This is a genomic window from Maribacter thermophilus (genome assembly GCF_001020565.1).
Lineage (GTDB): Bacteria > Bacteroidota > Bacteroidia > Flavobacteriales > Flavobacteriaceae > Maribacter > Maribacter thermophilus.
In genome coordinates, this window is record NZ_LDAS01000001.1 from 2,647,688 (window position 1) to 2,674,441 (window position 26,754).

The following is a 26,754-nucleotide window of genomic DNA, read 5'->3' on the forward strand; positions in this document are numbered from 1 at the left end:
ATTAAAACCATTTTAGCAAAATGCCCGCCATATTTTAAGAAAATCCACAAATATCACTTGCTTTTACAACAATCGCCCAAATCACATATACCCCAAAGAAGCTCTGTTTTAATAATTTTCGTTTTCTAAGAAAACTCATTGGTTTTAGTATCTTGACCAAGTGCAATAAATGAGAATTATGAACAGTTTCGAAATTCATGACCAATACCTTGCCAAAGACAAAAACTTATTTAAATAAAACCACATCATGTCAGACTTCATTTGTGATCAGATTTTTAGACCAAAAAATTACACCAAAAGTCCATTACCACGGGCATCCTATGAAAACTGTACTTTTGAAGGTTGCGATTTTTCCAATGGTTACCTAGATAGTCAGAATTTTATGGAGTGTACCTTTATAGATTGTAATTTAAGCAATGCCAATCTTACGAATACCACTTTTAACGAAGTTGATTTTAAGCATTGTAAAATGATGGGATTGAAATTTGAGGACTGTAATGATTTTTTGATGAACTTTTCTTTTGTAGACTGCATTCTTAACCTTACCTCGTTCTATGAACTTACTTTAAAAAACCAGTGCTTTACCGATTGTAAATTAATTTCTGTAGATTTTAGCAAGACCATCTTGAACAATTCGAAATTTGAAAATTGTGACTTGGAGAAAGCTATTTTTTCTGGCACCAGCCTAATAAAAGCAGATTTAAGTTCATCTTACAACATTGTCCTGGATCCTGAAAAAAATAAATTGACCAATGCCCATTTTAGTTTGGAGGCCTTACCGGGCCTCTTGGTAAAACACAAGATAAAAGTCACCATATAATGCTTAAAGATATTCACCATATAGCCATTATCTGTTCTAATTACGAAAGATCTAAATTCTTTTACACGCAGGTTTTGCAATTACAGATTATAAGGGAGGTCTATAGGGAAGAACGGCAATCGTACAAATTGGACCTGGCCCTTAACGGAAAATACGTAGTTGAACTCTTCTCTTTTCCCGATCCACCAAAGCGAGTATCTAGACCAGAGGCCCTTGGTTTAAGGCACTTGGCATTTGCTGTAGAAAATCTTGTTGAAGTAATGGACCATTGCCAAAAACAGAAAATACCGATAGAACCCGTTCGTATCGATGAAGCAACCGGAAAAAAATTTACTTTTATCGCCGATCCCGATAATTTACCTATAGAATTTTACGAGCAATAGACGGGTATTTTTTGTAAACAGATAATTTGTAACTTGTTACAAACTCTGACCATGAAATTACTATTGCCAACATTATTGATTTTTTGCACCTCTCTTTACTCACAACACACGCTTTCTTTCAAGGAAGGCTCCGATTCCCCCAAAGCTACCATAGACCAAGTAGCATGGATGACGGGTCATTGGAAAGGCGAAGCTTTTGGTGGTATCACCGAAGAAATTTGGAGTCCTCCTCTGGGCGGCAGCATGATGTTTTCCTTTAAACACGTTGCCGATGGCAAGGTAACTTTCTATGAACTCGGCCACATAAAAGAGACAGAAAACACCCTTTTATTACAACTAAAACACTTTAACGGAGACCTTACCGGTTGGGAAGAGAAAGAAAACACGGTAGACTTTAAACTAGTAAAATTAGAGGATAACAAAATATATTTCGATGGTTTTACCATGGAGCGCATTTCTGAAAAAGAGGTAAACATTTACGTAGTTATAGGACACAAAGACGGTACGGAAGAAGAAGTAAAATTCAACTACAAAAAACAATAGCATGAAAAAAAAATGCTTGGAATGTGGCAATGAAATTATAGGCAGAATAGATAAAAAATACTGTAACGACCATTGTAGAAATGCCTATAACAACAAGGTCAACAAAGACAGTAAAAATCTAATGCGCAACATAAACAATCGTTTGCGAAAAAATTATCGTATTCTAGACAGTTTTAAACTAACCGATGGCAAAACCAAGACCACTCGAACCCAATTGCTCCATAAAGGTTTTGACTTTGATTTCATCACCAATCTTTATACCACTAAAAAAGGAACTACCTATTTTTTTATATATGATTTGGGTTATCTACCCTTAGATAACGATTATTATATGATAGTTAAAAGGGAATAACCCCAAATCCCGTAAAAAAATGTCACAAAAAAAATGCTTCCTATAGAAGCATTTTCCGTAATCTACTATTACTAACTAAATTGAAAAAAAAAAAATCATTTCCAATTGTGCCCGCTTAAATTAAGTGCGGCGACCACAATGTCTTTTCTACTGATCTGCCCTACCAATATATCGTTCTGCATCACGGGCAACCTTCTACGGTTATGCCTGTCAAAAATACCCGCGGCATCAAAAATGGTAATATCATGTGGAATAGTTTCTACTTCTTTTGTCATATAACGTTCAACGCTCTTATCTAAGATAGGCTGATTAAAATAACGACTTTCCGAGATTTGCTTCATACAATCGGCCTCAGATATAATACCTACCAAAAATCCGTTATCATCGATAACAGGCCCACCAGAGATATGATGTTTTGCAAATTGCTCCATAACCTCTAGAATTGATTGGTCTGGCCTAAAGGTGATCAATTTCTTGGTCATATAATCCGCAACAAGAATTGGAGCGTCAAACTCTTTTTTAACATTCTTACGAATTCCTTGAAAGCTTTTGATTCCCATAACGTTTATATTGAAGGTTAATTAATAAATATATTAAAAAATAATGTATTTATTAAAAAAATTCGTTGTAACGTGTCATTACTTTAATATTTTATAATTTTAGCAAGAATCGAAGACTTATGAAAAAAACCACGACCGTAACCACCCTACTGCTTATAATTTTAGCCATTTATTGGAGTTTTAAGAGCATGACTCCTACCTATACACCAAATGAAAAGGTAGATACGACCTCTTTTTCAACAGACAGGGCTTTATCGCATGTTAAAAACATTTCGAAAGAACCACATGGAGTAGGTTTTCCAGGACACGAAAAAGTGCGGTCTTATATTGTTTCCGAACTGGAAAAACTAGGGTTGAAAACAGAGACCCAAGAAGGGTACACAGCCGGTGACTGGGGCAATTTGAGCAAGGCGGTGAACATTATTGCCCGTATTAAGGGTACCGAAGCAGGAAAGGCTCTTATGCTATTAAGTCATTACGACAGCAACCCCCACTCCTCTTTGGGAGCAAGCGATGCCGGTAGTGGAGTAGCGACAATTATAGAGGGCATCAGGGCCTTTTTGGCAAAAAATGAAGCTCCCAAAAACGATATTATCATTCTTATTTCCGATGCAGAGGAACTTGGTCTTAACGGGGCCGATCTGTTTGTAAAAGAACACCCATGGACCAAAGACGTAGGATTGGTATTAAATTTTGAGGCCCGTGGCAGTGGAGGCCCCGGAATCATGCTCTTGGAAACCAACAGAGGAAACAACAACCTTATCAAAGAGTTTATAAAAGCCGATCCCGAATACCCCGTTGCCAATTCTTTGGCCTACAGTATCTACAAACTATTGCCCAACGATACCGATTTGACCGTTTTTAGGGAAAATGCAGATATAGACGGCTTCAACTTTGCGTTCATAGACGATCATTTTGATTACCATACGGCGCACGACACCTATGAACGATTGGACCGTAATACTCTAGCGCACCAAGGAAGTTATTTGGTTGCCCTTTTAGACCATTTCAGTAATATAGATTTAAGTACGGTCAGAAGTCTAAAAGACTCTGTTTATTTTAATATCCCCTTCTTTAAATTGATTTCATACCCGTTTGAGTGGATCTGGCCCATGTTACTATTGGGTTGTGTGGTGTTTTTGTTATTATTGGTCCTTGGGTTCAACAAAAATGTATTGAACGGAAAAGACATCTTAAAAGGTTTTCTTCCTCTATTGACCTCTCTTTTAATTAATGGTATCGTAGGCTATTTTGCTTGGTCGGCATTAAAATCCTTGTACCCGCAATATGCAGATATCTTACATGGTTTCACCTATAACGGACATGCCTATATTTTAGCTTTTGTCTTTTTCTCGGTAAGTGTTAGCTTTTATGCCTATCATAAATTCCAAATAGTTAAAACCCCAAATTTATTGGTAGCTCCCCTTTTTATATGGCTTGTAATCTGCACATTGTTGTGCCTATATTTAGACGGGGCTGCATTTTTTATTATTCCCGTATATGGGGCATTGGCTGCATTTTATATCGTGATCAACCAGAAAAACCCCAATGGGTTTTTACTATTGTTCTTGGCGTTACCGGCAATCTTTATATTCGCCCCATTGATACAATTGTTTCCTATTGCTCTAGGCTTAAAGATGATGGTTGCATCTACTGTATTTACGACCCTTACCTTCTACCTTCTTTTACCATTGTTCACCAGATACAAAAACAAAAGAAGTATGGCCTTTATTAGTTTTCTACTCTTTATAGGTTTCATGGTTTCTGCACATTTCAATGTTGACTTTACCCCAGAAAACGCCAAACCTACCAGTCTGGTCTACTTGCTGGACGTAGACAAAAACCAGGCAAAATGGGCAACGTATGAAAAAGCCCCCTCCAATTGGACAAAACAATACATAGACCCCAAAAAAAACACCCCAGAAAAACCATCTGCAAATACCTTAAGCAGTAAGTACGGATCAGGTTTTAGTTTCACCGCAGCGGCACCGTTAAAAAATATAACACCACCGACCATTGAGATCTTGCGAGATACCCTTATAGGGGAGACAAGAAAGTTGCAAATCTGTGTTACCCCCAAACGCCATGTAAATAGACTAGAAATATTTACGAACGATATGGACATAAACAAAGCCATAGTAAACGGCATTGAACTTTCGAATCATTATTTAAAAAACAGAAGAAACGGAAAATTAATAACCCATTACATTAGCGACAACCATTATACAGAGTTAAGTTTGGAATTTTCTAACGACGATTCTTTGGAATTAACCTTTTATGAAGCATCCAACGACCTGCTTAACAATGACCTGTTTACCGTTCCGGAAAGGCCAGAAAACAATATTCCGATGCCTTTTGTACTCAACGATGCCATTTTAACCGTTCAAAAACTAACGTTTGACTAAAAAAATAGGGGTAATAGGGTGTGGTTGGTTAGGCCTACCATTAGCAAAAAACTTAATTAAAGAAGGTTTCTCTGTTAAGGGTACCACTACATCCGTTGATAAATTGGCGTTACTCACCAATGAGAACATTACTCCCTATCACATAAAAATTTCTGAAGAAGGCATAACAGGCCCCATACAGGATTTTTTGTCCGATATGGATATATTGATCATTAATATACCACCCGGCCTACGTGGCAAAGGAAAAAAGGAGAGTTATGTAAAAAAGATGCGGTTTTTGGTGACCGAACTTAACAAATCGTTCATTAAAAAGGTCATTTTTATCAGCAGCACGGCTGTTTATGGTGATTCTCAAGGTGAAGTCCACGAAAAAACCACACCCCAACCTTCGTCGGAATCGGGCAAACAACTATTACAAACAGAAAATCTTTTTACAGAAAACACAAGCTTTAAAAGCACCATCATAAGGTTCGGAGGTTTAATAGGCCCCAATAGACACCCGGTAACCATGCTCTCTGGCCGAAAAGACCTAAAAAATGGAAATGCCCTTATAAACCTCATTCACTTAAACGATTGTATACGCCTTATACAAGCCGTTATAACAGAAAATATCTGGGGAACACTGTTGCACGGGGCTTACCCCCACCATCCAACAAAGCAACAATACTATTCTAACGAAGCCCTTAAAAGAAACATAGTACCACCCGAATACCAATCATTTAACACAAAAAATCCTAAAAAAATCACCTCTAATCACCCGTTTATGGTCGAAAAATTCACTTATTTAACACCATTGCACGGATAGTTTACCACTCCTACTTTAGTTTTTACAACATAAATCGTCTTATTTTATATAATAATTAATTGATTTTTAGATAGTTACATTTTTAACTTATATCTTTAAGTAACTTCAAAATAAAAAATCATGAAAAAGTCTAATCTTAGAAAAAGGATTCTCATGGAATTTGAAAGTCTTATTTCCCAAAGTTGCAATAACCCGATAAAATCATTGAAATACCGTCAATTACATGTTGCACTTCTCAAAAAATATTACAATGCGGCCCATGTATCTATAGATTATCATAGACATCGTATTAATATGGATATTATAATGGACGACAAGAGTTACAAGACAGGAAAGCTAAACATAAACCTTCCTATTTTGCATGCCAATCTCATTTTTGGAAACTTACGCACCTTCTTACGGTCATGTATAGAAAAAGATGACAAAAGCATTGGTTTTTATGCCCAATTATTAAATGTGACCACCAATAAGAAAAGGCACCAGGTATTGGTGTGAACATATGGTCATCATAGAATTCAATAGGCGTTTTTTAACGCCTATTTCTTTTTATTCCAATTAATGTTTTCGTTAACAAGTTCGTTCGGAATATTTTAATAGTTTAGCCTACCTAAAAAACACTGAACAATGAAAAAACTGATTTTTGCGCTTATTTTAATGGTAAGCTTTGCCGGAAGTGCACAAACCAAAAGTGAACTACAAAAGCACTACGAAGAATTTTATCGTCAAATGAGGCTTCAGGGAGATATAAACGGAGTCATAAATGCACTTACCCACCTAAACGTACTTTCTCCTTCAAAGGAAAGAATGGACACCTTGGCCTATATCTACGCCAACGACAATCAACATTTACAGGCTCTAAACACCATAGGTATAGAAAAATTGGAGACCGATTCCGATTTGGCGGTACAGGTAAAAGCAATCTCACTAAAGGCACTGAACCAACCTAAAAGGGCTTTGGAGCAGTTTGAGATTTTGAACAAGAGAAACCCTAATGCCTATTTGGCCTATGAACTGGCAGATTTAAAAATTCAGTTAGGAGATAACGACGGGGCCATGACCAATATTGAGTATGGTATAACCAACTCAAAAGACGATATGAAATATGCCTTTTATGAGCGCCAACAACCTTACGAAGTACCATTAAAGGCCGCTTTTCTTCACCTAAAGGCCTTGGTACAGTTTAATAAGGACAAAGATAATATTGATGCTGCCGTTGCGACCATAGACGAAGCCTTGGCCATAGACCCGAACTTTAATCTGGCAAGTCTTAGCAAACAAGCTTTGTTAAACAGAAAACAAACTGCCGAAGAACCTAAAAAATAATTTGTTGGGAAACCTACTAAAAAAAGCGGGCCTTGGCTCGCTTTTTAATTTTTAGTCAATTCGTTTAGTAGTAAATTATCCTTGTTCTCTTTAATTTCTACCAGCTGGTCCACATACTCATTGGGTACGGCAATAGACAGTACATAATGGGCAATTCTCCAAGTACCATTCTCTCTTCGCAACACTCCAGACCCCCTACATAGTTTCATTTGGGTATCTAAAAGCTCATCGAACCAAGCAAGGTCATGGGTATCGTTTAAATATATATTACGCGCTACAGCCTTAAAACTCCACGCTCTTCCTTTATCAAAATGGGGTTTTGCATAGGCCTTGAACTCCTTTAACCCCCAGTTTTCCATGGCATCGGTACCTATAAATACAGCATCATCGGTCATGAGCCCAAAATAGGTGTCAAAATCAGCATTGCCGGCAGCCAAATGCCATGCATCCAGAGTTTCCGCAACTTCAACCTTGCTATTATCCTGGGCGGTCGCAAGCATACCGCATAAAAATAGTAAACAGCTAATTTTCTTCATTTGAAATTAAATCTTGGGGCAACGTATTATTTACGACTACATTAAACTGATCTCGCATAATATTAAAGGCATCGATCATTTCTTTAATGCTGCTTTGGGGATCCTGCCTATATGCCAAATTTCCCTTTATCTTAAGAAGATAGGTCTTAAAAACCTTTTGTCTGCCCTTCACCTGAGGCATATCCAATTCTTTAGGATATACACTTTTCTCCATCAACTTCTGTTTCTCTATCAGTTCTTCAATTACCAATATCAGGTCTTCCGCATTTTCAACCGTATATAAACGATCAAAACTTCTTTCCAATTCGTTGTATTCCTTCCACTCTGCAACCAGCTCTATGGCCTTAGGACTTAAGGTGATTTTTTTTTGGAATTTCTCCACCATCACATTCCAATCGGAGGTTTGTCCGACGACAGATTCTGAAGCAGACTCTTTGCACGACCCTAAAAGGAGTGCCAAAGAAATAAAAAAGTAGATTTTAGGCATAGAACGAATGTACAAATTTTAAGAAAAGTTATCTTTACCGAATAAGCTATTTAACTTCTTTTTTTAATGGAGAAATACATTTTGATTATAGGTGCATGTGGACAAATAGGAACGGAGTTGACAATGACCCTACGAAAAAAGTACGGAAACGATTATGTTATAGCAAGCGACATTAGGGAAGGCAACGAAACGCTAATGAATTCGGGACCTTTTGAGATATTGGACGCTACCGATTCCAATGCCTTGGAAGAGATAATCGCCTATTACAAAATAAGTGAAATATACCTGATGGCGGCAATGTTGAGTGCCACCGCAGAAAAATTTCCGATGCGTGCGTGGAACCTAAACATGAACTCTCTTTTCAATGTGCTGAATTTGGCTAAGGAAAAGAAAGTGGACAAGATATTCTGGCCTTCCAGTATTGCGGTTTTTGGCCCCAATACGCCCAAAGAAGCCACCCCGCAAAACACGATTATGGAACCTAGTACCGTTTACGGCATTAGCAAGCAGTCTGGAGAACGTTGGTGTGAGTATTATTTTAAAAAATTTGATGTAGATGTACGTAGCATTCGCTACCCCGGCCTGATCAGCTGGAAAACCATGCCCGGGGGCGGCACTACAGATTATGCCGTAGAGATCTACCATAAAGCACTTGAAGAAGGTACCTACAACTGTTTTTTAAAGAAAGACACTGTACTGCCCATGATGTATATGGACGATGCCATAAAAGCAACCCTACAGATTATGGAAGCAGACGCCGACGACATTAAAGTAAGGTCGTCCTATAATTTGGCCGCCATGAGTTTTAAACCCGAAGATATCGCCAAAAGCATTCAACAGCATATTCCCGATTTCACCATTACGTACGAACCCGATTTTAGGCAAGCCATCGCGGATTCTTGGCCCAGCAGTATCGATGATTCGGATGCTCGCGCAGATTGGGGTTGGAAAGCTGATTTTGATATGGAAAACACTACATCCACCATGCTGAAAAACCTAAAAATGATTAAGGCATAATAAGAAAACGGTACCCGACCAAAAGCAAGGGTGCCGTTTATTCACTTATTTTAATATCACTTTTCAACTCCAACATTTTTCTGATAAAGGATTCATTGGTCTGCGGACTTATATAAATTTCGTTATAGGTATCGTACTTAACAATGAGTCCTTTTCTAGATGTTGCCGGCCTAAAACCTACCCAGAGGGTCTTTCCTTCTACAATTTCGGTAATGCGATCTAAACGGATTTTTCCGCGGATCGGTCCGCTTCTGTAAGTAAGACCTTCTTTACCCAGTTCGTAATAGGTGCCAAAGTAAAACCACAGTAAAGCCAAACAAACACCGATTACAATAGGTAAGGTCCAATATTCATCGGGATCCATTTCTCCCTTTAGAATACCTGTAACCGTTAATACCAGCATTAAACCGCACGTACCTAATATCACCAAACTGAACAAGGTGTCTTTCTTACTCTTAAATTTCATAGGAATGATTTTATCTGATGCACCCTACCGTACTACTATGATTTACAGCGGGTTGTTATTTGTTAGAACGAAAGTTAGTGATTTTTTTAATGAATCAAGTGGGGTGCTTTCTCTGGAAATCTTTTTCCTATTTGACCTATTATTGTAAAACCAAAGTTACAGCAACTGGAAATATCGAGAATGTTGCACATAAATAAAATGTGCAGGTTTCGGGAATAAGAACGGAATTATAATCTTTTAACCCTTCCAAATAATTCTAAAAAAACTCCCCGATTCTCGGGGAGTATATGCTTGTTTTACCCGTATTATTGCCAACCGCCACCTAGGGCTTTGTAAATAGATACGGTAGCCAATTGCTGGCGTTTATTTAAGGCAATCAGTTCCAGTTGGGCCTGTAGCGAATTTTGCTGCGCCATCAACACCTCCAAGTAATCGGCCTTGGCCATTCTATAGAATTCTGCGGATGCCTCTATGGCATTTTCCAATACTTGGTTTTGCTGTTCCTTTATTTCCTTGGTCTCTTGTAGGTTATGAAGGTTCGAAAGCCCATTGGCCACTTCCATATACCCGTTTAAAATGGTTTTTTGGTACTGGTACATGGCCGTTAATTGTTGGGCCTTCGCATTATGGAATTCCGCTTTTAAAGCCTTTCTGTTGATCAAGGGCGCCACGAGTCCGCCTATGGCCGAATAGCCTATAGAGGTGGGCGAACGGAACAAAAACTTTGAATCGAAAGCTTGATACCCCCCAGTGGCTTCGATAGCAAGACTCGGAAAAAAAGCCGCTTTAGCCGTTTTAACATCAAACTTACTGGCACGTAGCTCTAGTTCGGCTTCCCGTATATCGGGGCGGTACGCAAGCAACTGTGCCGGAACGCCCGATGCTATCTGCCGAGGCAGCTCTTTGAACAAAGACCCCTTTTCCCTTGGTATGGGTTGTGGAAACCTGCCCATCAGAAAATTGATTTTGTTTTCGGTTTCCACGATCTGTTGCAGGGTTTCCTTTTCAAGTGCGCGGGTATTTAGCAATTGGGCAAGAAACTGTTGCACGGCCAATTCGTTCGCCTTGCCCACTTCTTTTTGCAACTCTACCACCTCAAACGCTTCCTGCTGTTTTCGCAGGGTCTGCCGTACAATGTCCAACTCATTGTCCAAGGCCAGCAGATCGTAATACGAGGCTGCAATATCGGCCACTAGGTTCGACACCACAAAATTCTTCCCTTCAATACTAGCCAGATATCTAGAAAGGGCCGCCTTACGGCTATTTCGCAGTTTTCCCCAAATATCGATTTCCCATGTAGCTGTCAATCCAGCAAAATAATCCTGTACGGGATTGGGTATTGTCCTTCCCTCGAATTCGGTAGTGGAATTCCCTGCAAAGCCCTCGGTGTACTTGGCGTACTTGGTGGTCGCGGCCGTAAAGGTCCCTTCTATTTTCGGAAACAGTTCACCATTGGCAAAGCGAAGTCCCGAACGGGCGGCCTCAATGCGCTGCAGCGCCATTTGTAAGTCGAGATTATTGGTAAGAGCCGTATCGATAAGTTGTATCAAATAGTCATCGGCAAAAAATTCTTTCCAGTCGATACGTGCAACGGTCGTAGTATCGCTCTGGGCGGTACCGTATTTTTCGGGCAGCGGTTTGTGCTTGGCCGAAATATCGGTTTTCATTGTTTTACAGCTGCCCACAATCAAGATAAGGAACAGCACAAATATGGTTTTATACTTTTTCATTATATACTTTTTCAAGAATAGATTTTTCGTTTTTTGGATTTCGTCCGTATTTCTCCGTCAATTTGGCAAATACGAAGTAGAGTCCGGGAATGATGACGACCCCGACAAGGGTTCCCACGAACATTCCCCCAAAGGCGGCGGCACCAATGGTCTTACTGCCCACGGCCCCCGCGCCCGAGGCGAACACCAACGGCAAGAGTCCCGCTATAAAGGCAAAAGATGTCATAAGTATTGGCCTAAGGCGCAATCGGGCCCCTTCGATGGTGGCCACTAGGGCCGTTTTACCTTCCCTGTGCTTTTGGGTAGCGAACTCAACGATTAGAATGGCATTTTTGCCCAACAGCCCAATAAGCATCACCATGGCGATCTGGGCATAAATGTTGTTCTCAAGCCCTAGGACCGTTAGGAACATAAAGGCACCGAAAATTCCTGTGGGCAACGAAAGAATTACGGGCAGGGGTAACAGGAAACTTTCATATTGTCCGGACAGGATGAGATAGATGAACAAAAGACAAATAAAGAAAATAACAGTACCCTCGTTTCCGGCATTGGCTTCATCATACGATATTCCCGACCAGGCGATATCATAGCCCTTAGGTAGTTCTTCCCTTGCTACCTCCCTTATCGCCTTTAGGGCGTCGCCACTACTATAGCCCGGTGCTTCCTCTCCGTTAAGGGCTACGGCGTTGTACATATTGTAGCGCTCTATTTGGTCCACTCCGTACGATTTTTCTAGAGTGATGAAGGTGGAAATAGGAACCATTTCGCCCCTGTCGTTTTTTACCCTGAACTGCAAGATATCCTCTGGGTCGGCCCTGTATTCCGGTAAGGCCTGCACCATTACCTTGTAGGTCTTTCCGAACTTGATAAAGTTAGAGGCATATTCACTTCCTACCAAGGTAGAAAGGGTACCCATGGCATTGTTGACCGTTACGCCCTTTTGTGCGGCCTTGTCGTAATCTACCTTTAAGATATACTGTGGTATGTTGGCGTTAAAGGTGGTAAAACAATAGCCTATTTCGGGACGGTCTTCCAAGGCCTTGATAAAGGTATAGGTAACGGATTCCAAAGTCTTTAAATCACCATGGCCCGATTTGTCCAATAGTTTTACTTCGAACCCACTGGCATTTCCGTAACCCGGAACGGGGGGTGGAGGAAAAAACTCTATCTCGGCATCCTTGATATGGGCCGTCCGCTCCTTCATTTCCGCTATAACATCGTCTACCGTGGCATTTCGCTCGCTCCATTCCTTTAGGTTCACCAAAAAACTGCCATAAGTAGCTCCAGTACCGTCAGAAAGTATATTGGTCCCCGCTAGGGATGAAATACTTTCCACATCTTTCATATCTCGAATTTCCGCGGCAAAAGCATCTACTACCGTCTTGGTCCTTTCCAAGGTAGAACCCGGGGGCGTCAACACGTTTACATAGAACATGCCCTGGTCTTCATTCGGAATAAAACCGGTACGTAAAACCTTGCTAAAAATACCCGTACCTATTACAAAGGCCACCAAGATACCCCATGTCACCACCTTTCTGTTAACAATACGGTTCAACAGGTTTTTATACCGGTCTTCCAAATTTTCGTACCAACAATTGAAGCGCGAAAAGAAGGGGTCGAGAAAAGTTTTTTTCTCCTTATCGGGATGTTTCAACAGCAAGGAGCACAAAGCGGGCGCCAAGGTAAGGGCCACAAGCCCCGATAAGACAATGGCAATGGCCATGGTGAGGGCAAACTGTCGGAAGAAAATCCCCGAAGGCCCACTCATAAAGGCTACCGGAACGAATACGGCCGACATCACCAAGGTAATGGCGACAATGGCCCCGCTAATTTCTTTCATGGCCGCCTGTGTGGCTTCTTTCGCATTTAGGTTATGGCGTTCCATTTTCGCATGAACGGCCTCTACCACAACAATGGAATCATCTACCACAATACCAATTACGATCACCAAGGCAAAAAGTGTAATCAGGTTAAGTGAAAATCCAAAGAACTGCATAAAGAAAAACGTACCTACAATGGATACGGGTACGGCCAGGGCCGGAATTAAGGTAGCACGCCAGTTTTGAAGAAATACGAAAACGACCAAGGTTACCAAAAGCAAGGCCTCGATAAAGGTTTTGATGACTTCATGGATAGAGGCGTCCATAAAACGTGATATATCATAACTAACCTCATAATCCATACCCTCAAGAAACATGGATTCCTTAAGTTCTTCCATACGTTTCTTAACATTATCGATTACCTCTTTGGCATTGGTTCCCGGCAATTGTTTCAAAATAATGGAAGCCGCCGGCCTTTCGTTGAACTTGGCCTCCACATCAAAATATTCGGTGCCAAACTCTACATCTGCAATGTCCTTTATTCGTAATATCTGCCCTTGAGCAGTAGCTTTTATAGGGATGTTTGCATACTCTTTCTCAGAGTTGAACCTTCCGGCGTAGCTCAAAATATATTGTAGGATAGCGTTTTTGGTTCTTTCCGAATTCTCTCCGATAATACCTGGGGAAGCCTCTAGGTTTTGTTCCTCCAAGGCGTTAAGGACGTCTTGTGTTGTAATATCATAGGCCAACATCCTGTCCGGCTTCAACCAAATACGCATGGCGTACTCCTTAGCTCCCAAGATATTCGCATACCCGACGCCTTTGACCCGTTTTAATTCGGACAGCACATTTAAATCGGCAAAATTATGGATGAACTTCTCGGTCATTTCAGGGTCGTCACTGAACAGGTTGATGTACATTAAAATGGCATTTGTCTCCTTACCTATTAAGACACCACGCTCTATTACTTCGGGGGGAAGTTCACCCATTACGTCGGTAATCCGGTTCTGCACGTTCACAGCGGCATCGTTGATATCGGTTCCGGTTTCAAAGATGACTTGAACCACACCCACACCGTCACTGCCCACATTGCTGCTCATATACTTCATATCGGGCACACCGTTAATGGCGCGCTCCAAGGGTTCTATGGCAGATTTGGCAACCGTCTCGGCATTGGCTCCTTGGTACTCTACCTCTACGTTCACCTCTGGAGGGGCCACCGAGGGAAAAAGGGCCATAGGCAATTGAAAGATGGACAAGATGCCCAGAAACAAAATAATCAACGAGATGACTATCGCCAACACAGGGCGATTTATAATATTCACTTTCATGGTTTCTAATGATTAATGGTTAAAAACTTGAGAAAATGAAACTGTTTCAGGAATGATCTTATCCCCCTCTTTTACATGCTGCACCCCTTCTAGAAGAATACGGTCTTTTGGACCCAGTCCCGTTTCAACAACAAAAAGATGGGGCATTCGCAATGAGGGGGATATTTTCCGTACTTCTAACGTATGGTCATCGCCCACCACAAAAACACACAAGTGTTCTTGACGATTGAAAGTTGCTTTTTGGGGAATGAACAAGGCATTCCTTACCTTATTTCTGATCCGCACCTTTCCCGTTTCCCCATGTTTTAATACATTATCGGGGTTGGGAAACTTGGCACGAAAGGCAATGGTTCCGGTATTACGATCAAATTCACTTTCAGTAGTCTCTATAACACCCTTAAACGGGTAGCGATTGCCATCTGCCAGAATTAAGGAAACTTCCTTTATTTCATTAACATCCATAGAAGCCATATATTTTAAATAATCGACCTCTGAAATATTGAAGTAGGCGAACATGGCCTTGTTGTTGGAAATAGTGGTGAGCAAGGTACCCTCTTCGACCAAACTCCCTTCCTTTTGGGGAATGCGGTTGATAATACCATCATAAGGAGCCTTTATCTGGGCAAAGGAAAGATTGAGCTCCGCTTCGGCCTCTTCCGCTAGGGCTTCCTTATATTTTGCCTCCAATGCCTCCAATTTGGCCGCTGCCAAATCGTACTCTGATCGAGAGATGAAATTTTTGTCCAATAACTTTTTTGAGCCTTGCAACTCTATTTTTGCCGCATTGAGTCCGGCCGAAACACTCTTGGTGGCAGCCTTGGCCTTTTGCAGGTTTTGTTGATACACGCTGGTGTTGATGGTAAAAAGCACCTGCCCCTTGCGGACTTCCTGTCCCTCGTCGACCAAAATAGACTCTATAAATCCGCCTACACGTGCACGGATCTCTACATGTTGAAAAGCGTTTATGTCAGCTACATAATCGTTGGTAGATACGGTGTCCTTTACCAAGGGCCGAACCACTTTAAAATGTTCCTCTTTTTTTGATTGTTCTTTTTTAGATGTACATGATGCGGCTAACATCATAGCGAACACCCCCAAAAACCATATATAATTCTTCATTGTTTTTAGATTTTAAATTAAAATAGGGGAGGATAAAACTCCCGTAACGGAAATATCGGACCCGGTACGGCAAAACAATGGACTACTACATCACTTCATAAAAGCAAAGGGAAGCCTTGGTCTGCGAACCAGGTTTAATGCAAATAAAAATGAAGAATTACACCTTGGGCGGTGGGGGTATTATTTCGGGATGAAATTGTTCGGCATAGGCATCGTGATAGAAGAATATGGAGTGCCGAACGGCGATATCGTCAGAAGCGAACATAAATTCGGATAGCGACCTCTCTTGACACAAAACAGGTTGAAAGTTCAATTTTACCATCAAACTATTGTTGGTGTCGTCATCTTCCTGTTCTGGGACAGCGTTTTCAATACCCAACAGTTCCTCTAGCACAATCTCTACGATGCTTTCCATATCATTGTAACTCAAATCCTCGGGAATATAATTTGGCTGGGGATCGGGCGAATCTACACTAAGGTTGAGGATGTGCAGTGCCATCAAAAACCAAAACAAGCGTAGATTGATATGTTTGCGAACGAATTTCATAAAACGATTGTCAAAGTTAGGCAATTACATGATTGCTCCTCTAACAATCGACCACAAAAATGACAGGAGAACAATAAACATCAATACAACTCTTTCTATGCCTTAAACTTTAATTTCTTTTCAATGGCCACGATCATTTCGTTGGCAATATCTTTTCCCGTAGCATTTTCTATCCCTTCCAACCCTGGCGAAGAATTTACCTCTAACAACAAAGGGCCTTTATTGGATCGGATGATATCTACCCCTGCCACGGCCAAGTTCAATACCTTTGCCGCTTTTATGGCCAGCTTTTTTTCATCAGAAGTTATTTTAATGATAGAAGCTTTGCCTCCTTGGTGAATATTGGCCCTAAATTCCCCTTTTTCCGCTTGTCGTTGCATACTGGCCACCACCTTACCGTTCACTACAAAACAGCGAATATCTTGCCCGTTGGCCTCTTTTATAAACTCTTGTACCAAAATATTGGTATTTACACTTTTAAAAGCATTGATCACACTTTCTGCTGCCTTATTGGTCTCCGCCAGCACTACGCCCTTGCCTTGGGTGCTCTCCAACAACTTTATGATCAAAGGTGCCCCGTTGACCATTTTAATAAGGTCTTTGGTATCCATCGGAGATTTGGCAAAACCGGTAATGGGGATATGAATATCGTTCTTGGCAAACAATTGTGAAGCAAAAAGCTTGTCTCTGGATTGTGTGATGGACTCCGCAGAATTTTGACAATAGACCCCCAGATTATTGAACTGTCGGATCAAGGCACAACCATAAAAGGTTACGGCCGGTTTTATCCGCGGTATCACCGCATCGAATTCTTTTAAGATATTGCCTCCACGATACCGTATTTCGGGTGAATGCGCATCTAGTTTCATATAGGCCAGTTCAACGTTCAAGAACACGATCTCATGTCCTCGGGCCTTGGCCGCTTCCATTAAGCGTTTATTGCTATACAGATTGGGGTTACTTGCCAAAAGGGCTATCTTAAGACCGGTCTTTGCCTTAAAGTAGGGTTTGTACTTCTTGTTTATTTCCTCTTCGGAAAAATCTTGGATCTGATAATTCACTGCAGGGTTTACCATGTACCTTTCATTTATGGCCTCTCTTCCCAAGAGCATTTTAAACTCCATGGTATCCCTGTTCGCCAAGGTAAGTTCTATATCAAAAGTCTCATCGCCCAAGGTCACCGGTGTTTTTACCACCAATCGCTCTTCAGCTATGCCCGAAGAGCTTTTTACCATACGGCGATCTACCAATCTTGCCTCGCAGGCAATGGCAATACTTCTATTTTCCTGCAATGGGTTTACCTCGAATTTTACCCATTCTTGGGTGCCCTTATTAAATACTTTTATGTTGGCCGCTTGTATAGAAGAGGTTTTGGCACCCGAATCTACCCTAGCTTTAATACCGGGAATCCCCAGCTCTTTAAAAACACACCATTCTTCGCTCCCAATAATCCTTAAATTTTCCAATGTTATTTTTTTCTGAGTTCAAATAAATCTTTTCTTCTATCCTTCAAGTTTCGTACCGCCCCAAATTGATTCAGTTCTCGTAGGAGACCTATATCCACATTGGCGATCAATATCATTTCTGTATTGGGCGTAGCTTCCGCTTTAATTCCGTTAGTCGGAAAAGAGAAATCGCAAGGTGTAAACACCATACTTTGTGCAAACTGTATATCCATATTCTGAACATTCGGAAGATTGCCCACACTACCTGCAATGGCCACGTAACATTCGTTCTCAATAGCTCTTGCGCGAGCACAATTACGCACTCGGGAATAGCCGTTTTGGGTATCGGTCAAAAAGGGAACGAACAAGATATCCACACCTTCTTCGGCCAACAACCTACTGAGTTCCGGAAACTCTACATCATAACAGATCAGCACACCTATTTTACCACAATCGGTATCGAAGGCCTGTAATTTTGTACCCCCTTGCATACCCCACACCCTTGCCTCATCGGGTGTTACATGTAATTTTTCGTACCGTTCCGTACTACCGTCCCTACGACATAGATATCCAACATTATACAACATACCATCTATAACCTCTGGCATGCTACCTGTTATAATATTAATATTATAGGTAATTGAAAACTCTGAAAACCGTTGTACCAAGACTTCTGTATGTTTGGCAAGCTCCCTAATGGCATCTGGGGTAGACATATGGTTGTTGCCCGCCATTAAAGGTGCATTGAAAAATTCTGGAAACAGTGCAAAATCGGAACGATATCCAGAAACGGCATCTATAAAATACTCAGCTTGCTGTAACAGCTCTTCTATATCGTTATAGGGCCTCATTTGCCATTGAATAAGTCCTAAACGAATGACCGTTTTGGTACTTGCCGCCACTTTTGAGGGTTTTTGATAATAGATATTGTCCCACTCCATTAGAATGGCAAAATCATTGGAGTCCTTATCCCCTTCCAAATAACCTTTCATCACCTTAGACGGATGAAAATCGTTACTGATCTGAAAATTAAGTACGGGGTCATGTATCTCTTTTCTACGAACCTGTTCTATGTACTCTTTTGGCGTAAGTTTATCGGCATACTTATGATAATTGGGCATACGTCCGCCAAATACAATACTTTTCAGGTTCAGTTTTTCGCACAGCTCTTTTCGGTAGTCGTACAACCTGCGCCCCAATCGCATACCCCTAAAATCAGGACTTATGAATACATCTATACCGTAGAGCACATCGCCCTCATCGGTATGGGTGCTAAAAGTATAATTACCCGTTACCTCTTTATAAGTATGCCCGGTCTCAAACTTATCGTAATCAACAATGATAGAAAGCGCGCAACCCGCCAACTTGCCATTGATCTTGATCACCACTTGGCCTTCGGGGAACAATTTTATCAACCTGCCTATTTCCCTCTCTTTCCAAAAAGCATTTTGCATGTTCAGGTACGAAGAAACCATGGCAGCCTTGAGCTCTTTATAATCGGCTAAGCTCAAGTACTTTAATTCTATGTTTTCAATTTCCTCAATTTTCATAACTAACAATAAATGTATTGGCCGTGACCAAAACACTATTTGGAAATTGCCCGGATAATGGCCCTAGAAACCTAGGGCCCATAAATATGTTTATGCGTATATTATTTTATAGCGATGGCGGCCTGTGTTAGTCCTCATCGTCACCATCTACCATGTCTTTTGGGTCGGGTTCTATCACTGCATCTGGATCGTCATCGTCAAAATCCTCGTAGTCATCCTCGTCATAGTTTTCCATGGTATACTCCAGCTTGGCGCTGATCTTCACCAAATACTTGGTATCCTCGGTCAAAACCTCCACTGCTTCGATTCGTTCGCCTTGGGCATTTTTGAAAGAGATTATATTTCTGTCATCATACCCATCAGGATATCTTTCTACCAAAAGTTTCAACACTTCGGGGGTCAATTTCTTAAAATCAACAATGACTCTTTTTAAATGTGCGTTCTTGTCCATAATTATAAGTCCAAAAGGTAAGCAAAAATTAAAGGCGCAACAATGGTTGCATCACTCTCGATAATGAATTTTGGGGTATTGATATCCAATTTTCCCCAAGTGATCTTTTCGTTGGGCACAGCTCCGGAATAAGATCCGTAACTGGTAGTGGAGTCGCTTATTTGACAGAAGTAGCTCCAAAAAGGAGTATCTGTACGTTCCATATCTTGATATAACATAGGCACTACGCAAATTGGAAAATCACCGGCAATACCACCTCCTATTTGAAAGAAACCTATTCCTTTTTCAGAATTATCGGTATACCAATCGGCCAAAAAGGTCATGTACTCAATGCCAGATTTCATGGTACTTGCCTTTAATTCCCCTTTCATTACGTAAGATGCAAAAATATTGCCCATGGTACTGTCTTCCCATCCCGGACATACGATCGGTAAATTTTTCTCGGCAGCGGCGTACATCCAAGAGTCTTTAAGGTCTATTTCGTAATACTCTTCCAGAACGCCGGAAAGTAATAACTTGTACATAAACTCATGTGGCAGGTAACGCTCCCCTTTATCATCGGCATCTTTCCAAATCTTGAAGATATGTTTTTGCAACCTGCGAAAAGCTTCTTCTTCCGGGATACAGGTATCGGTAACCCTGTTCAACCCTTTTTCCAACAAATTCCATTCGTCCTGCGGGGTAAGATCACGATATTCAGGTACACGTTTGTAATGTGAATGAGCCACCAGATTCATGATATCTTCCTCTAAATTAGCTCCGGTACATGAAACAATATGCACTTTATCTTGACGGATCATCTCTGCAAAAATTTTCCCCAATTCGGCCGTACTCATCGCACCCGCCAACGACACCAACATTTTGGCCCCATTGGCCAATTGGGCTTCGTACGCCTTGGCGGCATCTACCAATGTAGCTGCATTAAAGTGCAAATAGTACTTTTCTATAAAATTAGAGATAGCTCCCTTATTCTTCATCGTCATTAAATTTTAAACTATTGTTGGGTTTATAATCTACATCATAGGTATTGTCGTAATTGTCCTCCACTTGTTGTCCCATAAACTTATAGCTTAGCATTTTGTAGTATAGTTTGGCCGCCAAAAAGTCGGACGACTTATCGGAAGGATTCGGGCAAAGTTCAACAATATCGAAACCTACCACATTTTTTTCTTCGAACACTTGTTTCAAAAATTCCAATGACTCATACCACAAAAGACCCCCCGGCTCAGGTGTTCCTGTAGAAGGCATAATAGAGGGATCTAAGGCATCTAGATCAAAGGTAATGAAGACATTGTCCGTCATGGCATCTATTACCTTGTCCATCCAATACTCATCGGCTACCATATCATGGGCGAAAAAGGTTTTTTCCTCATCCATAAACGTTTTCTCGATCGCATCCATAGAGCGTATCCCTACTTGCACCAAATTGGTAGTTTGGCTTGCTTCGTGCACGGCACAGGCATGGTTAAACTTGGTACCGTCATAAGATTCACGTAAATCGGCATGGGCATCGATATGTAATACCGTAAGGTTGTCAAAACATTCGCTAAAGGCCCTTATACTTCCTATAGAGATAGAATGTTCACCTCCGAACAGTGTTACGAACTTATTGCGTTTAATGTAATCTTTGGTCACCTTATGTACTGCCTTGACCATGGCTTCCGGTGAGCTATCTTCGGTAATGGCATCTGCTAGGTAAACCCCTTGCTCATATACTTCGGTACCGGTTTCTATATCGTAAAGTTCCATATTCTCGGAAGCCTCTAAAAATGCATCGGGACCTTTATCGGCTCCCTTGCCCCACGTACTTGTTCCGTCATATGGAACAGGTATCAAAATAACCTTGGCGGTTTCTAATTGTGCGAATTTATCAGGAATACCTGCATAATTCTTGGATGTACTCATTGCTAAAAATTTAAACTAGTTTAAAGTTGGACTGGTATTTCTTCTATTGTCAGGGGTTCTTCCACTTTTTCCCCATTGTTTTCATAGCCAAGTATCTTTAATAGATCTTCCGCCTTTTGTTGTGGGTTAAAGAGTGTTGTGGTCATATTGCCTTTTTCATCCTTATCTATAAGAATATGTTTAGGCTGTGGTATCAAACAATGTTGTAAACCTCCATAGCCGCCTATTGTTTCTTGGTACGCACCGGTATTAAAAAAACAGATATACAAAGGTTTGTCCCTTTTGTATTTTGGCAGATATATAGCGTTCATGTTTTGCTCACTATTGTAATAATCATCACTATCACAAGTAAGGCCGCCCAATAGCACACGTTCGTACTCATCGTGCCAACGGTTTATAGGCAGCATAATAAAACGTTTGTTAATGGCCCAAGTATCGGGCAAGGTGGTAATGAAAGATGAATCTATCATGTTCCATTTTTCCCTATCGTTCTGTTGTTTCTGATATAGAATTTCATAAATGGCACCTCCGCTCTCCCCAACGGTAAAACTGCCGAACTCTGTAAATATGTTCGGAACGGGTACATCTGCCTCTGCGCAAGCAATATTGATCTGGTTTAAAATCTCATCTACCATGTATTGATAGTCGTACTCAAAAGCCAATGAATTTTTTATAGGAAAGCCTCCTCCAATATTTAAACTATCTAAAGAAGGACATATTTTTTTAAGGCGCACATATACCTTAAGGCATTTTGCCAATTCGTTCCAATAGTAGGCATTGTCGCGTATACCGGTATTAATAAAAAAGTGCAGCATTTTCAACTCTACTTTATCATTATCCTTTATCTGGTTTTCATAAAAAGGTACGATATTCTTGTAACCTATACCCAACCTTGAAGTATAAAACTCGAATTTAGGTTCTTCTTCCGATGCGATACGGATACCAACTTTAAAGGTATCGTCTATAACATCGGAAAGTAATTCTATCTCTTCATAATTGTCTATGACCGGAATGCAGTTACTATGCCCATGGTTAATCAATCTTGCAATATTGTCTATGTATTGGTCCCTTTTAAAACCATTACAGATTACATAAGCGTTGTCTTTTAGTTTTCCATCTCTCTTTAACTGCTCTACTATATTTATATCAAAGGCCGAAGAGGTTTCTATATGTATGTCGTTCTTTAGGGCCTCGTGTAGTATATGCTGAAAATGCGAGCTTTTTGTACAATAGCAATAATGGTACTTGCCCTTGTAATTATTTTTTTCAATGGCATTGGCGAACCAATTTTTGGCCCTGCTTATATTCTCTGATATCTTGGGCAGATAAGTAAATTTCAATGGACTCCCATATTCTTCCACCAATTGGTTTAGTGGAATATTATGAAATCTCAGCTGGTCCCCGTCAAGATTAAATTCTTCTTGAGGAAAAAAATAGGTTTGATCGATCAGATCAATATATTTAGTATTCATTTAAGAACGATAATTATTAAGATTGAAAATTCGTTTAAAAAATTGATGTATTGGACTCCCTTTATGTTAAGAAAACATGATGGATTTGATCAAAATCAAATAAGAATCTGTTCCTGGGTCGTAGGAATGAAGAAATAGATGTGCTGACTTTGCACAATCGAAGTTTTAAAATCGGAAGTTAGCTTTAAAATTCGGTCGCTCATCTTATAAGCTGCCCTTGGGTTTGACTTCCTAATTCCCAAAAGCCCGAACATAGAAACAAATTGCATTATGTTCAGCTAAAAGCCTAAAACTTAAAGTTAGAGTATCCTCTAATTTAGAGGAACAAATGAAAACAAAAAAAATGAAAAAACAACCGTTTTCAATTAAAATACGCCAAATGGGCAAAAAAAATGCAAACATTAACAATCCTAGGTTAAAAATTTAGATAAAATGTTTATTATCAACGCCCTAATTAGCTATTTTTAATCTTAAAACAACACTCATGAAATATTCAAAACCACGTTTTATAGGCTATTTTATCGTCTTTTTACTATTTACGGTCGCTCTACAAGCGCAAATTCCGTCCGGCATCTATGTTTCCGACACTGGAAATGAACGACACGAGCTTAAAATTGACGGCGACTATATGATCTATAATATATACAAAACTTCGCCCGCTACCTTTATAAAGACCGTAGGCGGATTCTTTACCACCGACTCCGATGTGCTAAAAGTAACTTTGGAATTTAATTCGGACTATGAAAAAGATCAACTTAAACAATTGGAGATTCCCTTTACGATAGATAACGAGTTATTGACGTTAAATGATGAACCATCTCTCGTATTCTTAAAACTGGAAAGTCTTCAGCAAGATTTGGACGGACAATGGTTATTTGCCACCCGAGGACCAGATACCGGACAAGAGAGAAGAGGTGAGGAAAACCCAAGAAAAACATTGAAATTTTTAATGGACGGGCATTTTCAATGGATCGCCTATCATACCGAAACTATGAGGTTCTCTGGAACAGGAGGTGGTAGCTATACGGCCGAAAATGGTGTTTACACAGAGAACATCGAATTCTTTTCCAGAGACAATTCTCGCGTAGGGGCCAGCCTTAATTTTAATTACGAGATCAAAGGAAACGATTGGCACCACACGGGTAAAAATAGCAAAGGCGAACCTATGTACGAGATTTGGGCCAAAAGAAATTGAACATATCAACAAAACACCAACCTTGATGTGGTGTAGATTGATAAAAAATTATATTTTTGCGTGCCTATTTGGCCTCGTAGTTCAATGGATAGAATAGAAGTTTCCTAAACTTTAGATGCAAGTTCGATTCTTGCCGAGGCTACTTTTTTATTTTTAACCGCATTACACAAAAAAAACAGCACCTATTTAAAGTAAATAGGTGCTGTTTTTTTGGTTTAAAATATTTCCTACAATTAAAAATTTTTAGAGAATCTACATTTATTAATTTATTACCTATATATACTACACTCTAAGATACATCTAAAATCACCCTATTGAGCCCAGGTCCCACACCAGTGGAAGGAGAAAATAAACGAACGCGGTCAACAGCGCTATGGAAATGAGGTTCAACCAGATTCCCTTGTTGACCATATCGCTTATTTTCAGGTAGCCCGACCCGAATACGATGGCATTGGCAGGTGTGGCCACCGGCAACATAAAAGCACAGGATGCCGCCACGGTCGCACCGATCATTAAGTAGTACGGATGTACGCCCAAGACCGGGGCCAATGACACCAATACGGGCAACAACATGGCCGTGGTGGCTATATTGGAGGTCATTTCCGTTAAAAAGTTCACCGTTGTTATCAAGATCAACAACAGGACAATAAAGGGAACCGTCTTCAACGCCATTAACTTAGATCCGATCCACAAGGCCAATCCGCTACTTTCAAATCCGGATGCCAAGGCCAAACCGCCCCCGAACAGCAATACCACTCCCCATGGGAGCTTAACGGCATCCTTCCAGGTAAGCAAGGGTTCCCCCTTGTTACCGGAAGGTATTATGAACAAAAGAACAGCCGCTATGATACTTATGATCGTATCGTCCAGTGACGGCATTATTTTTTGAAGTAGAAAGGAGCGTAAAATCCATGCCGATGCCGCAATGAAAAAGACCACAAGCACCCCTTTTTCCTCGTAGGTCATTTTGCCCAGGGCCCTTAATTGCGATTCTATCTCTTCCCTTCCGCCCGGAAATGCCTTTTGCCTGAACTTGAACGCAAAGCTGGTCAAATACTTCCAACATACATACAACAACAGTACCGCAATGGGAAAACCGAAAACGAACCATTGGGCAAAAGTTATCTCCTTATCGAAAGTGGTCTGGACCACCCCCACCAGTACCAGGTTCGTAGGGGTACCGATCAAAGTGGCGATCCCTCCGATAGAGGCACTATAGGCAATGGCCAACATCAGGGCCTTTCCAAAAAGGATGTTCTCGTTCTCTATGGTGTTCGGGTTGTCCTTTAACTGGGTAACGATGGCCATGGCCATGGGCAAGATCATTACCGCCGCGGCCGTATTGGAGATCCACATGGACAACAGGGCCGTGGCTACCATGAAACCAAGAATGATCCTATTGATATTAGTGCCCACCAGTTTGATTATGGACAGGGCTATCCTCTTGTGCAGGTTCCATTTTTCGATGGCAATGGCCAGAATAAAGCCCCCGATATAAAGATAGATGTACTTATGGCCATAGGATGCCGTGGTGGCACTCAGCTCCAGACCCCCCGACAAGGGAAACAGCACAATGGGCATCAAGGCCGTGACCATAATGGAAATGGCCTCCGTGACCCACCAAATCGCCACCCAGGCAACCGATGCCAAAACTGCATTGGCCTGATCGCTCAGCCCCTCGGGATGAAAGAAAAACAGAATGTAAAAAAAAGTCAACGGCCCTAGGACCAGACCTATCTTTTGTTTGGTTATTCGCATAATTTATCTTTTTAAAATATAATCGACCCCGGCTTTCGCATGAATCTCGGTGGTATTAAAAACAGGGATGTCCACATCTTCCTGCAAAATCATCAAAGGAAACTCCGTACACCCCAGAATCACCCCCTCGGCCCCTTGTTTCCTCGCATTTTCTATGACCCCCATCACATAATCCTTTGAAGATGGCACTATTTCACCATAGGTAAGCTCATCGATAATGATCCTATGAAGCTCATCGATCACCCCGTGTTTTTCCGGAACCAATACCTCGATACCATGGGCCTCGATTCTTTTTGTGACAAAGGTCTCCTCCATGCTGTACTTGGTACCTATAAAAAGTACTTTTTTCAAACCTCTTTCCTTGATGGCATTCGCGGTGGCATCCGCGATATGTATGATCGGGACATCCAGCTTTTCCTGGACGGCATCATACACTTTATGCGGGGTGTTCGCACAGAAAAGAACCGTTTTGGCACCTGCCTTGTCAAGGACCTGTCCGGCTTCTACCAACATATGGGCGATGGAGTCCCATTTGTTCTCTATCTGATAGCGATGTACCCTTGCCTGGTTGACCGTATAGACCAATAAGGGAGGATTGGTATTGTTACCATAATGATCGTTCACCGATCGGTTGATCATGCTATAATATTCTATGGTGGAATGCCATGATGTTCCCCCGATCAAGCCCAATACGTTCATTTCGGAATCTTCTTGTTTTTGGATCATTCTTATCT

At 40.9% G+C, this 26,754-nt stretch carries 26 protein-coding genes and 1 tRNA gene; 11 read left to right on the forward strand and 16 right to left on the reverse strand.

From position 1 onward, the window contains the following. The first annotated feature begins 247 nt into the window (after positions 1 to 247). The 4 genes from AB657_RS11445 to AB657_RS11460 are packed head-to-tail and all read left to right on the forward strand — an operon-like array spanning position 248 to position 2,098. A complete protein-coding gene (locus tag AB657_RS11445; RefSeq protein ID WP_047246606.1) occupies positions 248 to 820 on the forward strand; it encodes a pentapeptide repeat-containing protein in 573 nt (190 codons plus the stop codon). Then, on the forward strand, positions 820 to 1,203 hold the full coding sequence (gene gloA2 / locus AB657_RS11450) for an SMU1112c/YaeR family gloxylase I-like metalloprotein (RefSeq protein ID WP_047246607.1): 384 nt from the start codon (positions 820 to 822) through the stop codon (positions 1,201 to 1,203). Before AB657_RS11445 ends, gloA2 begins: the two co-directional genes overlap by 1 nt. 51 nt (positions 1,204 to 1,254) lie before the next feature. Beyond that, positions 1,255 to 1,746, forward strand: coding sequence for a DUF6265 family protein (locus AB657_RS11455; RefSeq protein WP_047246608.1), 492 nt, complete (start codon positions 1,255 to 1,257; stop codon positions 1,744 to 1,746). Between the two features lies 1 nt (position 1,747). After that, complete coding sequence (locus AB657_RS11460) at positions 1,748 to 2,098, forward strand: hypothetical protein (RefSeq protein WP_047246609.1); 351 nt, start codon at positions 1,748 to 1,750, stop codon at positions 2,096 to 2,098. Between the two features lie 95 nt (positions 2,099 to 2,193). Here AB657_RS11460 and AB657_RS11465 read toward each other — a convergent pair whose 3' ends face one another. Then, positions 2,194 to 2,658: a CBS domain-containing protein gene (locus AB657_RS11465; protein WP_047246610.1), complete on the reverse strand. Its 465-nt coding sequence runs from the start codon at positions 2,656 to 2,658 to the stop codon at positions 2,194 to 2,196. A 119-nt stretch (positions 2,659 to 2,777) separates the two neighbouring features. Here AB657_RS11465 and AB657_RS11470 point away from each other — a divergent pair, with 119 nt between their 5' ends. The 4 genes from AB657_RS11470 to AB657_RS11485 all read left to right on the forward strand — a co-directional run bounded on the left by AB657_RS11470 (position 2,778) and on the right by AB657_RS11485 (position 7,191). Beyond that, positions 2,778 to 5,063 carry a M28 family peptidase gene (locus AB657_RS11470; RefSeq protein WP_047246611.1) on the forward strand — a complete coding sequence of 762 codons (2,286 nt, stop codon included), beginning with the start codon at positions 2,778 to 2,780 and terminating at the stop codon, positions 5,061 to 5,063. After that, positions 5,056 to 5,868: an NAD(P)H-binding protein gene (locus AB657_RS11475; protein WP_047246612.1), complete on the forward strand. Its 813-nt coding sequence runs from the start codon at positions 5,056 to 5,058 to the stop codon at positions 5,866 to 5,868. The genes AB657_RS11470 and AB657_RS11475 overlap by 8 nt, the downstream gene beginning before the upstream one ends. Positions 5,869 to 5,988: 120 nt before the next feature. Next, positions 5,989 to 6,363: a hypothetical protein gene (locus AB657_RS11480; protein WP_047246613.1), complete on the forward strand. Its 375-nt coding sequence runs from the start codon at positions 5,989 to 5,991 to the stop codon at positions 6,361 to 6,363. A 129-nt stretch (positions 6,364 to 6,492) separates the two neighbouring features. After that, positions 6,493 to 7,191: a hypothetical protein gene (locus AB657_RS11485; RefSeq protein ID WP_047246614.1), complete on the forward strand. Its 699-nt coding sequence runs from the start codon at positions 6,493 to 6,495 to the stop codon at positions 7,189 to 7,191. A gap of 44 nt (positions 7,192 to 7,235) precedes the next feature. On the opposite strand, the gene AB657_RS11490 is transcribed toward AB657_RS11485, so the two are convergent. Together AB657_RS11490 and AB657_RS11495 are read right to left on the reverse strand one after the other, a co-directional pair. After that, positions 7,236 to 7,727 carry a nuclear transport factor 2 family protein gene (locus AB657_RS11490; protein ID WP_047246615.1) on the reverse strand — a complete coding sequence of 164 codons (492 nt, stop codon included), beginning with the start codon at positions 7,725 to 7,727 and terminating at the stop codon, positions 7,236 to 7,238. After that, entirely contained in the window at positions 7,714 to 8,214 is a 501-nt protein-coding gene (locus tag AB657_RS11495) for a hypothetical protein (RefSeq protein WP_047246616.1), read from the reverse strand. Before AB657_RS11495 ends, AB657_RS11490 begins: the two co-directional genes overlap by 14 nt. Positions 8,215 to 8,280: 66 nt before the next feature. On the opposite strand from AB657_RS11495, the gene AB657_RS11500 reads away from it, so the two are divergent. Further along, complete coding sequence (locus AB657_RS11500) at positions 8,281 to 9,231, forward strand: NAD-dependent epimerase/dehydratase family protein (RefSeq protein WP_047246617.1); 951 nt, start codon at positions 8,281 to 8,283, stop codon at positions 9,229 to 9,231. A 37-nt stretch (positions 9,232 to 9,268) separates the two neighbouring features. Here AB657_RS11500 and AB657_RS11505 read toward each other — a convergent pair whose 3' ends face one another. The 11 genes from AB657_RS11505 to AB657_RS11555 all read right to left on the reverse strand — a co-directional run bounded on the left by AB657_RS11505 (position 9,269) and on the right by AB657_RS11555 (position 23,067). Beyond that, on the reverse strand, positions 9,269 to 9,697 hold the full coding sequence (locus AB657_RS11505) for a PH domain-containing protein (protein ID WP_047246618.1): 429 nt from the start codon (positions 9,695 to 9,697) through the stop codon (positions 9,269 to 9,271). 305 nt (positions 9,698 to 10,002) lie between these two features. After that, the gene (locus AB657_RS11510; protein ID WP_047246619.1) at positions 10,003 to 11,427 is read right to left on the reverse strand and encodes an efflux transporter outer membrane subunit; all 1,425 of its coding nucleotides are present in this window, start codon (positions 11,425 to 11,427) and stop codon (positions 10,003 to 10,005) included. Further along, on the reverse strand, positions 11,414 to 14,578 hold the full coding sequence (locus AB657_RS11515; RefSeq protein ID WP_047246620.1) for an efflux RND transporter permease subunit: 3,165 nt from the start codon (positions 14,576 to 14,578) through the stop codon (positions 11,414 to 11,416). Before AB657_RS11515 ends, AB657_RS11510 begins: the two co-directional genes overlap by 14 nt. A 12-nt stretch (positions 14,579 to 14,590) precedes the next feature. Next, complete coding sequence (locus tag AB657_RS11520; protein ID WP_047246621.1) at positions 14,591 to 15,697, reverse strand: efflux RND transporter periplasmic adaptor subunit; 1,107 nt, start codon at positions 15,695 to 15,697, stop codon at positions 14,591 to 14,593. Positions 15,698 to 15,854: 157 nt separating this feature from the next. Next, on the reverse strand, positions 15,855 to 16,244 hold the full coding sequence (locus AB657_RS17710) for a hypothetical protein (RefSeq protein ID WP_052958689.1): 390 nt from the start codon (positions 16,242 to 16,244) through the stop codon (positions 15,855 to 15,857). Between the two features lie 95 nt (positions 16,245 to 16,339). Beyond that, positions 16,340 to 17,710, reverse strand: coding sequence for a 30S ribosomal protein S6--L-glutamate ligase (gene rimK / locus AB657_RS11530; RefSeq protein WP_047246622.1), 1,371 nt, complete (start codon positions 17,708 to 17,710; stop codon positions 16,340 to 16,342). A 2-nt stretch (positions 17,711 to 17,712) separates the two neighbouring features. Then, positions 17,713 to 19,239 carry a bifunctional GNAT family N-acetyltransferase/carbon-nitrogen hydrolase family protein gene (locus AB657_RS11535; protein WP_047246623.1) on the reverse strand — a complete coding sequence of 509 codons (1,527 nt, stop codon included), beginning with the start codon at positions 19,237 to 19,239 and terminating at the stop codon, positions 17,713 to 17,715. 127 nt (positions 19,240 to 19,366) lie between these two features. Continuing rightward, positions 19,367 to 19,690 carry a hypothetical protein gene (locus AB657_RS11540; RefSeq protein WP_047246624.1) on the reverse strand — a complete coding sequence of 108 codons (324 nt, stop codon included), beginning with the start codon at positions 19,688 to 19,690 and terminating at the stop codon, positions 19,367 to 19,369. Positions 19,691 to 19,692: 2 nt separating this feature from the next. Continuing rightward, on the reverse strand, positions 19,693 to 20,667 hold the full coding sequence (locus AB657_RS11545) for a deoxyhypusine synthase family protein (RefSeq protein ID WP_047246625.1): 975 nt from the start codon (positions 20,665 to 20,667) through the stop codon (positions 19,693 to 19,695). After that, positions 20,657 to 21,595, reverse strand: a complete 939-nt coding sequence (gene speB, locus AB657_RS11550; protein WP_047246626.1) for an agmatinase — start codon at positions 21,593 to 21,595, stop codon at positions 20,657 to 20,659. The genes AB657_RS11545 and speB overlap by 11 nt, the downstream gene beginning before the upstream one ends. Before the next feature lie 20 nt (positions 21,596 to 21,615). Continuing rightward, the gene (locus AB657_RS11555; RefSeq protein ID WP_047246627.1) at positions 21,616 to 23,067 is read right to left on the reverse strand and encodes an arginine decarboxylase; all 1,452 of its coding nucleotides are present in this window, start codon (positions 23,065 to 23,067) and stop codon (positions 21,616 to 21,618) included. A gap of 484 nt (positions 23,068 to 23,551) precedes the next feature. Here AB657_RS11555 and AB657_RS11560 point away from each other — a divergent pair, with 484 nt between their 5' ends. Together AB657_RS11560 and AB657_RS11565 are read left to right on the forward strand one after the other, a co-directional pair. Beyond that, on the forward strand, positions 23,552 to 24,262 hold the full coding sequence (locus tag AB657_RS11560; RefSeq protein ID WP_047246628.1) for a hypothetical protein: 711 nt from the start codon (positions 23,552 to 23,554) through the stop codon (positions 24,260 to 24,262). 70 nt (positions 24,263 to 24,332) lie between these two features. After that, positions 24,333 to 24,404, forward strand: a tRNA-Arg gene (locus AB657_RS11565). 164 nt (positions 24,405 to 24,568) lie between these two features. Here AB657_RS11565 and AB657_RS11570 read toward each other — a convergent pair. Both AB657_RS11570 and AB657_RS11575 read right to left on the reverse strand, forming a co-directional pair. Continuing rightward, entirely contained in the window at positions 24,569 to 26,020 is a 1,452-nt protein-coding gene (locus AB657_RS11570; RefSeq protein WP_047246629.1) for an SLC13 family permease, read from the reverse strand. A gap of 3 nt (positions 26,021 to 26,023) precedes the next feature. Beyond that, on the reverse strand, positions 26,024 to 26,746 hold the full coding sequence (locus AB657_RS11575) for an aspartate/glutamate racemase family protein (protein WP_052958690.1): 723 nt from the start codon (positions 26,744 to 26,746) through the stop codon (positions 26,024 to 26,026). Positions 26,747 to 26,754: the final 8 nt, after the last annotated feature.